Raw genomic sequence first — 13,265 nt, 5'->3', positions numbered from 1 at the left:
TGGACCATCAAGATCCATTGTCAGGGTGTCCACTCCAAAGGATCAGCCTCAGAGGTCGAGTACCTCGAGGGGTGGTCTTGCCGGTCTTGCGGTCGGTGCGCCGGCGCTTGATCTGGACAGCCTGGCGAGATCCAGGGAAGAGGAGGTTGTTCACGGTGGCAACCTTGATCCGGCGGATCTCCGAGCGGCCGTGGCCGACGCCCCGGGTGCGTCCCTGGAGAGGGATGTCTTTCCAGGGAAGGGACTTGAGCTGTCGGCACAGCTTCTTCTGGTTGCCCTTGACGATCACGATGTAGTGCGCCGCCCGGCCGAGGAGGTAGTCGGCATTCTCGCACTGGGTATGCATCGCGTCGCTGGTGACCACGACTCCGGCCAGGTCAGCGACGGTGTCCAGCAGCGGCTGGAAGCAGGTGATCTCGCTGTGCCAGGACAAGGCCGGTGGTGTGCTCCAGCGCGGCGAGCAGGTGGATCTTCCGCCCCCTCCCTTTGACCGCACCCCGCAGGCTCTTGCCGTCCACGGCCAGGCCGCGCATCCCGGCGGCCCCGGTCGTCTTCGGCCAGCGCTCTGCGAGCCAGCTCCCGACCGCTCGGTCCAGCGCGTCGCCGTCGACGTGGGCCAGCAGTCGGCGGACCGCCGTCTCGGCGGGCAGGACCCGCCTGGGCGAGAGTGGATCGGGGCGGACACCGACCTGTTGGAGCACGTACGTTGGGGGCATCGGCCGATCCACTCACCGACTGCCAGCAGTGAGGTCGCTCCGGCCAGCACCGCATACGCGGTGAGCGCGAGCACGGCAGCCAAGCGGTGGCGTATCCCGCGTGGATCACGCGGATCCGGGACCTCGGCCAGCCGCTCCAGCAGACCGGGGATCTCCTCGGGCACGACCTGCGGGTACTGGCGGAGTTGGTCAAGGGCAGGCGGGATCAGCGATGATGCGTCGGCAGGCACGGCCTTCCACTCGGATCACGGAACGTAGAGAACTCCATGATCTTGGAAGCCGTGCCTGTCGCGTTCCCGGGGCATCGCCGAACTGATAGATCATCACGAACCGGGCGTCACACCACTACGAAGCCGTGACCTCGCTGGCGGCCTACCCAACGGCCAGTCCGGTTAGGGAAGGGGCTGTCGGAAAAGGACCCGAACCACGGACACCTCGTCGGCGGCCTACTTCACTCGGGTCGGCGACTCGGGGAAACGGAACGACGGCAACGTCGTCACCGCGCCCCGAGTCGACCGCGCAACCTCAGCTCCACTCGTCCCCTCATTCCAGTTCTTGGGTTTCCTTCGATTCGCCCCAAGGATGCTGGCGGAATATTTGGTTCCGTAAGTGACTGCTTGCTTCACATGAAAAGGATGCTTAAGTTGTCGCCTACGATCCTGACTCGATCGTAGGTATCGCGGGCCTGGGGAGGCCTCGCATCACCGGGGGATCACGCGTGCACACCATCGACAGGCTTCGGCCTACACCGGCGCGAGCCTTAGCGCTCGCCGAAGGGGTCATGCCCTGTGGCGCTGACCCCAAGGCTGCCGCCACCCGGTAGTCGGTCGCCCCTGTCGCGACCGGAGGCCCCGGCCGTTCCCCGCTCCGGCCTCACACACAACACTCCCGGCACACCCGTTCCGGGCGTGCTCATCGAAACGGTTCAACCATGCATACGCTTATTCATCTGTCCGCAGTCGCGGGCACCCCGCCCCCGCGGAGAACGCCGTGAGACGTCCTGGAAGGGGCGTCGGCCGGTTCTGCGGCGTGCTCACAGTGCTGGCCCTCGCCCTCACCGCTGCGCCCGCGGTCCCGGTTTCCGCGACCCCCGCCCCCGCGCAGGTGGCAGGCACGCCCTCCGAACTCGCGCTCGTCGAGGCCTTCAACACCGGGCAGCGGGTCGAGGTCGCAGAGGAACGCACGGAGCGGGACACCGTCTACGCCAACCCTGACGGCAAGACGTTCACCTTGGAGAAGGCGATCGCCCCGGTCCGGGTGAATGCCGGCAACGGTTGGACGAAGCCCGACCCGACACTGGTCACGAGGGCCGACGGCACGGTCGGGCCGAAGGCCGCCGCTGTCGACATCTCGTTCTCCGCCGGCGGCCCGGGTGCGGACCTGGTGACCATCGGCGAGAACGGCCGCAGCGTGTCGCTGGGTTGGCCGGGCGAGTTGCCCGCTCCGAGGCTGGAGGGCAGTCGGGCGGTGTACGAGAACGTACGTCCCGACGTGAACCTCATCCTGACGGCGACCGTCGAGGGGTTCCGGCAAGTCCTGGAGGTCGAGACGCTCAAGGCCGCGGCCGACCCGGCCCTGAGCACCATCGAGTACGCCCTCAACGCCGAGGGACTGGCCGTCCGTCCGGGTGCCGCGGGCAGCATGGAGGCCGTGGACGCCAACGGGCAGGTTCTGTTCCGTTCGCCCAGCGCTCAGATGTGGAACTCGGCAGGCGACGCCGACCCTGCGCACGCCGGCCCGGCACGTGCTTCCGCGTCCGTCGCGAAGAGGTCAGCCGCCGCCGTCCCGGCGGTGCTGCACTCCCAGGAGCCGGTGCCGGTGGCGCCGCCCGAGGAGGGCGACCCGCTCAGCGGACCGGGTTCCGGCGACGAGGCCGCGGTCATGCGGGTCGCGGTGGCCGAGGACTCCGTGAAGGTGGTTCCCGACTCGGCCCTGATCGCTCGTACGACCGAGGCCGAACTGCCACTCTACATTGACCCTTCGGTGGAGCTGAACGAGTCCGAGCGCACGGTGCTGTCCTCGGACGGCGACGTGTTCTACAACTTCGACGGCGGCACCAACGGCATGAGTGTCGGTAGGTGCGGCACCGCCGTCATCGGCGGCGTGTCGTACTACTGCGGCAACGGCTACACGAACCGCATGTACTTCGAGTTCGCCCCGGACAAGCTCAAGGGCAAGCACGTCCTCGACGCCACCTTCAAGGTCACCGAAACCTGGTCGTTCTCCTGTGACGCCCGCTGGGTCGACCTGGAGCGGACCAACAACATCTCCTCCGCGACCAAATGGCCGGGGCCGGCCGTCCTGGACCAGATGGGCGACCGTCATGTCTCCGCCGGCCGCGGCTCCGCCTGTTCACCGTCGCAGCCCAAGGCGCCCATCGCCTTCAACGACAACCCTGAGGAGACGGACGAGAACCTGACGCCCACCGTCCGGGACTTCGCCGCCGGGAAGTTTCCCCGCCTCACCCTGATGCTGATGGCGAAGGACGAGAAGGACACCGTCTCCTGGAAGCGCTTCGACGACGACGCCGTCCTCGTGGTCAGCTACGTCAGCAAGCCCGCCACCCCCACCGAGTACGGCATCAGGTCCGGCGCCGGCCGCGTGTGCAGCACCAACGAGGGGCAGCCCTCCGTTCTGACCGACCCGACGCCCGACCTGCTGGCCACACCCGAGACAGCGGTCGGCGGCGAGGCAGAGGGCAGGCTGCGCGTGTACTTCGACGTCGACGTGAAGAACGGGACGACCTGGGCGGACGCTCCGCAGCCGGCCAGCGGCTCCGTCAAGCCGAGCCCCGGATACGCGGCGTACAGCAGCACGGCGAAGAACTTCCCCGCGCAGACGAAGACCTGGGACAACCCGCTCGTCGACGGCAAGCTGTACCGCTACAACGCCTTCACCTACTCGCTGTACAACAGCGACTCGACGCAACTGGTCAGCTCAGCCACGCCCTGGTGCTACTTCACGGTGGACAGCAAGGCGCCCCGGAAACCCACGCTGAGTTCCTGGACCGTCTACAGCGAGTGCGTCTCCGGCGGATCCTGCACTCCGGGCGGGGCCCCGGGGAAGGCCGGCACCGTGCTGTTCGGGCCGGGCGCCGGAGAGACCACGCCCAACACCGGCTATCGCTACCGCCTCTCCACGACCGCCACCTGGTCGGCGTGGATGAGCGGCACCACCTACCGGGCCACGATCACCCCGCCCTCCTCCGGCACCAAACTGCTGCACGTCCAGGCGAAGTCGGCCGCCTATCCGCTCGGCGGCGAGGAGCAGATCGTCCGGTTCCTGGTCGCCGAAGGTCCCAAGGCGATCGCACGCTGGAGTTTTGACGAGAAGTCCGGTGTCGCCGTCGACGCGACCGCCACCGATCCGGCGCTGCGCAACGACCTGACCCTGACCGGTGCCGTCCGTACCCCCGACGGGCGCCGCGGCGAGGTCGTCAAGACTGCGGCGAGCGGAACCGTGCCGGAGGTCCGCGGCCCGGACCAGGCGCTCCGCACCGGCGCGACGGCGTCCGCCTCGACCACCAGGCCGGTCCTGGAGACGGCGGCCTCGTACACCGTTTCCGCCTGGGTCCGGCTGGAGGAGGGTGGCCGCAACCGTACCGTCGCAGGTCAGGACGGCACCCATCACAGCGCCTTCTTCCTCAGTTACTGCGCGGCCGTGGACACCTGGTGCGCCCGTCTCGCGGCAGCCGACGCGGCCACCACCGACCTGGAGGGTCAGCGCGTCAACGCCCAGGCATCCGCCCAGCTAAATGTCTGGACGCACTTGGCGATGGTCGCCGACCACGAGAAGAACGTCCTGTCCCTCTATGTGAACGGCCAGTTGCAGGGCACCGACGCGATCACCACCAACTGGCCCTCGAGCGGAGGCTTCCAGGTCGGCCGGGCTAAGTATCGCGGCGCCTACGTCGACCAGTTCCCTGGACAGATCGACGAGATGACGGTGTGGCAGGCGGCGAAGTCTGCCGAGGAAATCGCCACCGAGGCTCGGCTCCTCGACGGCCCTGACGGCACCGGGCTACCCCATCTCGAACTGGTCGCCGACCTCAACCCCTCAGGTGCCTCCGGCAGCGTCCTGCGGGACACCACCAGCAACTATGGCCAGGCCCTGACCCTGGGCAGCGGTGCCGTGCTGGACGGCTCCGCCGTCGTCCTGGACGGCACCGGCGGCGGGGATCTCGCCACGCAGGTGGTCGACCCGACGGGTTCGTTCACGGTCTCCGTGGAGGCCCTCGTCGACGGCGCCGCACTGGCCGGCAAGCCCAACGGCCACAAGGCGCAGATCGTCTCCCAGCGGACCGCGACCGGCACGTCCTGGGGCCTGTGGTTCGAGAAGACCAGCGTCGACACCACCGGTCACGAGGTGGTCGACGAGAACGGCGACCCGGTGATCGACGAGGAGACCGGGCAGCCTGTGTCCGAGACCTGGGCGCTCGGCCGGTGGCACTTCGGCCGGGTGAACACCGACGGTACGACGGTGTCCGTGCAGAGTCAGGAGACGGCGGTCCTCGGCACCGAGGTCCAGTTGACCGGTGCCTACGACGCGCAGTCGCAGACGGTCAGCCTCTTCCTCGTCGACCGCCAGGGCGTGCCCACCGCCTTCACGGCACAGGCCGGAACCGGCGTCCTCACGGTCGGCAAGGGCTGGACCGGATCCGACTGGGGCAGCCGTCTGCCGGGCCGCATCACGCAGCTGAGGCTCTGGGCGGGCGCCGTCCACAACGCCCAGCAGAAGACCGCGGTCGTCGGCGACTGAGCCTTTCGCACGCCACCGAGGGTGCGGGCCGCTGGCCCGCGCCCCGCGGAGCGGTCCCGGCTCCCTCCTCAACCCGCCAGGGAGCCGGGGCCCCGCATCCCTTCGGAGAAGAAAGCACATCGTGATAAGAACACCTTTGTCGGGACACCGGCGCCGGACGCGGAGCCTTCCGCTGCTCGGGGCCATCGTCCTGTCCCTGGCCGCTCCCAACGCCGTGCCGGCGGCTGCGGCCGACCTTCCGGGCGCTCCGCCGTCCGCCGACTCCCGGGTCAGCCGTGTCAGTCCCGTCGTCGGCCAGGGCGCACACCAGGCTCGTGCCAGGGTCGCCCGGGAGAAGCAGGCCAACCGGCAGCTCGTCGAGAGCGCAGAGGCCGAGCGGCGGGCGGCCTGGCCGACCGCCAGCACCGTCTCGGACCCCCTCGGATCCAGCACGTCCGGGCGGATCGTCGATGTCCGCGGCAGCGTTGTGAAGTCCGGTAACGGCAAGCGGGCGACGGCTTCCTCCGGCTCCGGGCCCGCCGCGTCGGACGTGGCCACCGTCTCCGTCCTCGACCAGCGGGCCGCGAGCCGTGCCGGTGTGACCGGTGTCCTGTTCACCGTGGGCGGCGGGCGGCCCGGCCGGGCCGGCGTGACGGTGGACTACAGCTCCTTCGCCTCGGCCGTCGGCGGCAACTGGTCCGGACGGCTCGGCCTGGTGCAGCTCCCGGACTGTGCGCTGACCACGCCGGAGAAGGCGGCCTGCCGGGTCCCGGTCGAGCTGCCGTCCGCGAATGACCCCGTACGGCAGAAGGTCACCGCGGACACCGTGCTCACCGCACGCTCCGCCCCGATGGTGATGGCGGTGACCGCCACCTCGGGCGGGGAGTCTGCGACTGGTGGCGGCGACATGACAGCCACTCCGCTCACCCCGTCGGCGACCTGGGAAGCCGGGGCTTCCTCCGGTTCCTTTGCCTGGAACTACCCGCTGACCCTGCCGCCGTCCCCGGCCGGTCCCGTCCCTCCGCTGAGCCTCGCCTATGACTCGGGCAGCATCGACGGCCGGACGGCGAACACGAACAACCAGGGCTCGCTGATCGGTGAAGGCTTCTCGCTGACCGAGTCCTACATCGAGCGCAAGTACGGCAGCTGCGAGGATGACGGCCAGAAGGACAAGTCCGATCAGTGCTGGAAATACGAGAACGCCACCCTCGTCCTGAACGGCACGGCCAACGAGCTGGTCAAGGATGACGCCTCCGGCACGTGGCGGCTGAAGAACGACGACGCCTCCCTGGTAGTCCACGAGACCGGCGCCGACAACGGCGACGACGGTGACGACAAGGCTGCGGGGAAGGGCGACGGGAAGGGCGAGCACTGGAAGGTCACCACCGGTGACGGCACCACGTACACCTTCGGCCTGAACAAGCTTCCCGGCGCCGGGGCCGAGCGCACCGAGTCGGTGTGGACGGTGCCGGTGTTCGGCGACGACAGCGGCGAGCCTGGGTACACGGCGGGCGCTGCTTTCGGGGATCGCGCGAAGACCCAGGCCTGGAGGTGGAACCTGGATCTGGTGCAGGACGTCCACGGGAACGCCTCGACGTACTGGTACGCCAAGGAGCTGAACCACTACGCGAAGAACGGCGACAAGACCAAGCTCGCCGACTACGTACGCGGCGGTCACCCCACGGAGATCCGCTACGGGCAGCGGGCTGGCGCCCTGTTCACCGGCAAGCCGGCCGCCCGCGTGGTCTTCTCGTACAAGGAGCGCTGCACGGCCGCCACATGCGCCGAGCTGACCAAGGACACCGCCGACAACTGGCCGGACGTGCCCTTCGACTCGATCTGCGCAGCGACCGCCAAGGACTGCCTGAGCACCGGCCCGCACTTCTTCTCACGCATGCGGCTGGTCAAGGTCGAGACCCAGTCGTGGTCGACCGCGGCCGAGCCCGACGCGTTCAAGCCGGTCGACTCGTACGCGTTCACGCAGGAGTTTTTCGACGGCCAGGACATCGGCAACAGCTCGGACCAGGTCCTCACGCTCACGAAGCTGCACCGCACGGGTCTCAACGGCAGCCCCGCCGTCGAGTTGCCCCCGGTGGGCTTCACCTACCAGCAGCGGCCTAATCGCGTCGAAGGCGGCACTCAGCCGGGCGGCGCGAACATCCTGCCGCTGACCCGACCCCGGATCTCCACCATCACGGCGGAGTCCGGCTCGATCACCACAGTCGCGCTGTCGAACCCCGAGTGCGTGCGTGGCACCAGGATGCCGGCCGCCGAGGACGACAACGCCCTGTCCTGCTACCCGGTGTACTGGCCGATCAACGGCGGCGACCCGGCCCTCGACTGGTTCCACAAGTACCGGGTCCTCGCCGTCAGCACCAGCGACCCTGCGGCGAAGAACCCCGCCGTCGAACTGGGCTACGAGTACGCCAAGGCCGGCTGGCACTACAACGACGACCCGTTCACCGAGGAGAAGGAGCGCACGTGGTCGAACTGGCGCGGCTACCAGCAGGTCACCACGTACACCGGTGAACCGGGCAGCATCCGTGGCAAGTCCGTGCGGCTGTTCATGCAGGGCATGCATGGCGACCGGCGCAAGGACGGCAGCAGTCGCACGGCGACCGTGACCCCCGTTCCCGTCCCCTCGGCGACCCTCGCCGCGGCCGACGACCACGATCAGTACGCCGGACAGCTCCGGCAGGAGATCACCTACGACGGGGCCACCCCGATCGCGTTCACCTTCAACAACCTATGGTCCAAGGAGACGGCCAGCCAACAGAAGTCCTACGCGCACTCCAGGGCCCACTTCGTCCGGACGGCGCGCAGCTACGAGTACACCTGGCTCACCGCTGCGAAGAAGTGGCGGACCACGGCGTCGACGAACACCTACGACGGCACCTACGGCATGATCACCAAGGTCGAGAACCACGGTGACTGGTCGTTCACCGGCGACGAGACCTGCACCCGCACCTGGTACGCCCGCAACACCGGCAAGGGCTTGACCTCGCTGGTCTCCCGGACCCGTACCGTCGGCAAGCCATGCGCGGACTCCGACGACAAACTGTCCCTGCCGACGAGCACGGCCACGCGCGGCGATGTGCTGTCCGACGCGGCCACCGTCTTCGACAACCCGGCCGCCACCGCCTGGACGGCGTCCCAGACCCCGACGCTCGGCTTGCCCACCTGGACCGGCCAGCCCACCGGATACCCGGCCGCGAACGGCACCGCCGACCGCAACCCCGGAGCGGGATCCTGGCAGACGGTCGTCACCACCCAGTTCGACACCGACACCGACACCGCCGGCCTCGGCCGACCGCTGAAGTCCACCGACGGCAAGGGCAACGCCACCACCACCGCCTACTATCCAGCGGCCGGCGGCCCGGTGACCGGCGTCATCGTCACCCACCCCAAGCTGGCCTCCAACGGCCAGGCCCACAAGTCGTACACCTACTTCGACCCGGCCCGCGGGTCGGTCAGTTACACCCTCGACGCCAATCTCAAGAGGACCGAGTACACCCGCGACGCCCTCGGCCGTACCACTGCCGTCTGGCTGCCCAACCGGTCCAAGGCCGCCGGTGACAGCCCGAGCGGCTCCTTTACCTACAAGCTCAGCCAGACCACACCGTCGTGGACCTCGGTGGCGCAGCTCAAGGCGGACGGGGTCGGCTACCGCACCAGCTACACCCTCTACGACTCGTTGCTGCGGAAGATCCAGACCCAGACCCCCGGAGTCAACGGCGGCCGGATCCTGACGGACACCCGCTACGACGCGCGGGGCCTGGCCGTGGTCACGCAGGCGGACGCGTTCGACAGCGCCAAGGCGCCCAACAGCAGCTACTACGGCATCGAAAACGCCCAGGCGCCGGTCCAGAACGACATGGTGTACGACGGCGCGGGCCGGGTAGTGAAAACCGCCCTGTCCTCCTGGGGCACCAAGAAGTGGGACACCCGCACCACGTACACCGGCGACTCGGTGGCCACGACCGCCGTTCAGGGCGGCACCGCCTCGCGGGTCATCACCGACGCGCTCGGCCGTACCGCGGAGACCCGGACCTACGCGGGTCCGCAGCCGGACGACAAACAGTACGGTGCCACGACCGCGGCCCCGTACACCCGGGTGACGCACACCTACGCCCGTGACGGCAAGCCGCTGACCGTCACCGGCCCCGACGGCTCGACCTGGTCTCACACCTACGACCTGTACGGGCGGGAGGTGTCCAGCACCGACCCGGACACCGGCACCATCACCACCGGTTACACCGCTCTCGATCAGGTCGACCACACCAAGGACGCCGAGGGGCATCTGATCCTCTTCGGCTACGACGAGCTCGGCCGCAAGACCGACATGTGGCACACCAGCCGCACGGACGTCAACAAGCTCGCCAAGTGGACCTTCGACGGCCTGCTGAAGGGCCTGCCCGACAAGTCCGTCCGCTACGAGAACGGTGTGAACCAGGCAGGCAGCAAGGAGTACACCAAGACCGTCACCGCGTACGACACAGTCGGCCGGGCGACGGCCACCTCCCTCACACTGCCCGCCTCCGATCCGCTGGTCACCTCCGGTGCCGTCACCGAGACCGTCGCCCTGGGCACCGCCTACCGGCTCGACGGAACGCTCAACAACGTCAAGGAGCCGGCTGCCGGCGGGCTGCCCGCCGAGACGGTCGAGACGCTCTACAACGACGCTGGCCTGCCCACTCAGCTCTCCGGGCTCTCCGGTTACCTGCTGGGCGCCGACTACTCGGCCACCGGGCAGGTCCACCAGCTGGAGCTGGGGACCTCGGCCGCGGCCAAGCGGATCTTCCTCTCCCGCACCTACGAGCCCGGCACCGGCCGGATGCTCGCCTCCGCCACCGACGACCAGACCCGCGGTCCCGTGCAGGACCTCCAGTACGCCTACGACCAAGCGGGCAATGTCACCTCCATCCACGACCGGGCCGACACGGGCACTGGCGGCGACTACCAGTGCTTCGGCTACGACGGGCTGCGCCGCCTGACCGAGGCCTGGACCCCGAAGACGGCCGACTGCTCGACGGCCGGACGCACCGCGGCCAACCTCGGCGGCCCCGCTCCGTACTGGAGCGGCTTCACCTACAACACCTCCGGGCAGCGGGCCACGGAGACCCGCGGCGGGGCCGACCCGGTCACCTCCACGTACTGCTACGACACAACCCGCCGGCACGCCCTGAAGGCGGTCGTCCGCTCCACCGCGCCCGACGCCTGCGCGTCGGCGGCGGCCCAGTACACCTACGACGACTCCGGACGCACGGAGAGCCGTGCCGAGAGTGCCGCCTCGACGGTCCGCCAGTCGCTCCTGTGGAACCACGAGGGCCGGCTGGGCAAGCTCACCGAGGGCGGCACCTCCACGGGCTACGTGTACGACGCCGACGGCACCCTGCTGATCCGCCGTGACAACGCGGCCGCCGGCGAGTCGGTGCTGTACCTGGGGAACACCGAGGTGCACCTCAAGTCCGGGAAGAAGTGGGCCAACCGGTACTACACGGCGGGCACCAGCACCGTGGCCGTGCGCACCAACCAGTCGGGCAGCGAGAAGCTGACCTTCCTGTCGGTCGATCATCACGGCACGGGCCACGTCGCGATCTCCGCGGACAGCGCCCAGGCCCTCAGCAAGCGGTACACCACGCCGTTCGGCGCCCAGCGCGGCAGCGACACCGGGGCCTGGCCCGACGACAAGGGGTTCCTCGGCAAGTCGGCGGACGCCGGGACTGGACTGACGCAGGTCGGGGCACGTCAGTACGACCCCTCCATCGGGCAGTTCATCAGCGTGGACCCGAACCTGACGCTGGAGCAGCACCAGTCGCTCAACGGCTACGGCTACGCCAACAACAACCCCACCACGCTCAGCGACCCCTCCGGTCTCGCGGTGCCAGAGTGCAGGACCGGCGAGATCTCCTGCACCGGAGGCATCCCGGACATCCTCCTGGACCGCAAGGCGACGTCGAACCCGCCGCCTCACCGCGGCACGAACTACAACACCGGCCGTGGCCGGGCCGGCCACCCCCCGGCGGGCGCGCCCCGCTACGAGCGCTACCTGGAGCAGCTGCTCTTCTCCAACGCGGAGATCGCCGCCAAGCTCCGCAAGGAGCGGGTCAACCAGATCCTCGACGGGGACTGGGACCTCCACAACTACCTGGAAGAGGAGATCGAGGACATCGACGAGGACCTCTGCCGCAGGGGCGCGCGGGACGGCTGCGGCGCGGCCAACCTGGCGCACGACCTCCTGGAGATGATGGGACCCTCGCGCAGCGACGTGGAAAAGATCATGGAGCGGATCGACGAGTCCTGGAAGCGCAAGAACAAGCAGGGCGAGGAGGGATTCGGGTTCGACGACCCCGCCGAGTTCCAGATCGCGCTGACCCTGGCGATCCACGGACACAATGTGATGTCCCGGAACGACGACCAGCTCGCGCCGCATGCCGGTGATGCCTGGGTGGACGACAAGCGGGCCGACTTCAAGGCTATGACCAGTACGCGTGACGACGGTCTTCGCGACCACTTGAAGAAGGCCGACCGAAAGCAGCAGGTCGACCTGGCCGTGATCGATCTTCGCAAGGGCGGCATGGACGAGAAGACGGCGAACAAGGGCATCGACGACTTCAAGCGCAGCAACACGCATATCCAACGCGTCATCGTCTTCGGGCGCGGATACATGCTCGACCTGGACGTCAAGTAGGCACGTGGCTCCTGTCGGCGGGGTGCCGGGACTCCCGGCACCCCGCCGATCGTTCACGTGGATACTTCCGAGGCAGACGGCGAGACAGAGAGCGAGAGATGCGCATGACAGACTTTGAGAAGCACGGTGGTGGCGATCGGGACTTCGAGTTCCGGGTCGGCCCCACCGCCGGGCCGTGGGACACCACCGGCTTCGGAGACCGGCTTTGGCAGGACGTCGGGGGCATCCTGGACGTGGCCCTCGGGCAGGCCCCCGGCGTCACCCAGGAAGACGGCGGCCGCCTTTACGGCTTCCAGAGCGACGATGTGACCGTGAGCTTGTACGTGGGCGAGCCGGATCCTGGTCCTCCCCTCGAATCCGTTCCGGCCATGCTGACCGCCCGGTCCCGGTCCGACACGGTGGAGACCTATCAGCTCGCCGAGCGTCTCTACGATCAACTGGTCGGCTTCGGCACCTACCTGGTCCTTGTGTTCGACGACAATGTCATGCCCGTCGCGGCCAACTTCGACATCGGCGAATGGTGACAGGTGTGCACGTCCGCGTCGAAGACCGGCGGGCGGTATCCGGGCCTCGCGGTTCCAGCGGCACGGTGCCGCTACCCGGGGGGGCACTACCGGCCTACGGCCCACGTCGACCAGGAACTGCAGTCGGCCGTCACCGCTCCAGTCCCGACCCAACTCTCCTCGTACAGCCAACCCACCGTGCAGCACGCCCTGCTCCGCACGGCGGACGAGTTTCGTTCGGCCGCGCGTCCAAGCCCGCCCCCGACTCGGCCGACCTCGCCTACGGCCGAACCGCGACCGCGTCGTCCACCGAGACGGCCTTCCTCGCCGTGGTCAACGAATTCGACGGGGATCCCACCACGCGCTGGACCAGCGCCTATAGCAACGACCAGTGACTCAACGTCGACCTTGGGTTCCGCCCGAAGCATCGACACCGTGAGGCTCGCCTGGGAGGTCGCCTACGGCAAGGAGCACGCCATCCAGGTCTCCGGCGACGGTACGGCCTGGCGCACCGTCGCCCAACGCCGCGGCCCGACCGGCCCGGTCACCGGCGAGCCCGGGCCCGCCTGCGCATCGGCCCAATCCACCCGCCCAAGGCGGGCGCTGTACCGGGACGGC

General features: G+C 69.0%; 5 protein-coding genes and 1 pseudogene. 3 read left to right on the top strand and 3 right to left on the bottom strand.

Going from position 1 to position 13,265, the window contains the following annotated elements; genetic code table 11:
* Positions 1-7: 7 nt before the first annotated feature.
* The 3 genes and pseudogenes from OHA37_RS33080 to OHA37_RS33070 form a co-directional block, all read right to left on the bottom strand.
* Positions 8-433 (bottom strand): hypothetical protein, encoded by a 426-nt coding sequence (locus tag OHA37_RS33080; protein ID WP_266913460.1) that lies wholly within the window; start codon positions 431-433, stop codon positions 8-10.
* Positions 378-716 (bottom strand): hypothetical protein, encoded by a 339-nt coding sequence (locus tag OHA37_RS33075; RefSeq protein WP_266913458.1) that lies wholly within the window; start codon positions 714-716, stop codon positions 378-380. The genes OHA37_RS33080 and OHA37_RS33075 overlap by 56 nt, the downstream gene beginning before the upstream one ends.
* Positions 717-769: 53 nt before the next feature.
* Positions 770-880, bottom strand: a pseudogene (locus tag OHA37_RS33070) (hypothetical protein); the annotation flags it as partial.
* Positions 881-1,745: 865 nt separating this feature from the next.
* Between OHA37_RS33070 and OHA37_RS33065 the strand changes: the two are divergent.
* The 3 genes from OHA37_RS33065 (at position 1,746) to OHA37_RS33055 (ending at position 12,668) form a co-directional block, all read left to right on the top strand.
* Complete coding sequence (locus OHA37_RS33065) at positions 1,746-5,474, top strand: LamG domain-containing protein (RefSeq protein ID WP_266910728.1); 3,729 nt, start codon at positions 1,746-1,748, stop codon at positions 5,472-5,474.
* A gap of 121 nt (positions 5,475-5,595) precedes the next feature.
* Positions 5,596-12,144 (top strand): RHS repeat-associated core domain-containing protein, encoded by a 6,549-nt coding sequence (locus OHA37_RS33060; RefSeq protein ID WP_266910726.1) that lies wholly within the window; start codon positions 5,596-5,598, stop codon positions 12,142-12,144.
* Positions 12,145-12,248: 104 nt separating this feature from the next.
* Positions 12,249-12,668 carry a hypothetical protein gene (locus tag OHA37_RS33055; protein WP_266910724.1) on the top strand — a complete coding sequence of 140 codons (420 nt, stop codon included), beginning with the start codon at positions 12,249-12,251 and terminating at the stop codon, positions 12,666-12,668.
* Positions 12,669-13,265: the final 597 nt, after the last annotated feature.

It is taken from the genome of Streptomyces sp. NBC_00335, assembly GCF_036127095.1.
GTDB lineage: Bacteria > Actinomycetota > Actinomycetes > Streptomycetales > Streptomycetaceae > Streptomyces.
This window is presented reverse-complemented; position numbering and strand designations above follow the sequence as displayed.

Bases quoted from the DNA above. Each gene is read 5' to 3' on its own strand.
- OHA37_RS33075 (WP_266913458.1), bottom strand. From the start codon at position 716: ATGCCCCCAACGTACGTGCTCCAACAGGTCGGTGTCCGCCCCGATCCA.
- OHA37_RS33055 (WP_266910724.1), top strand. From the start codon at position 12,249: ATGACAGACTTTGAGAAGCACGGTGGTGGCGATCGGGACTTCGAGTTC.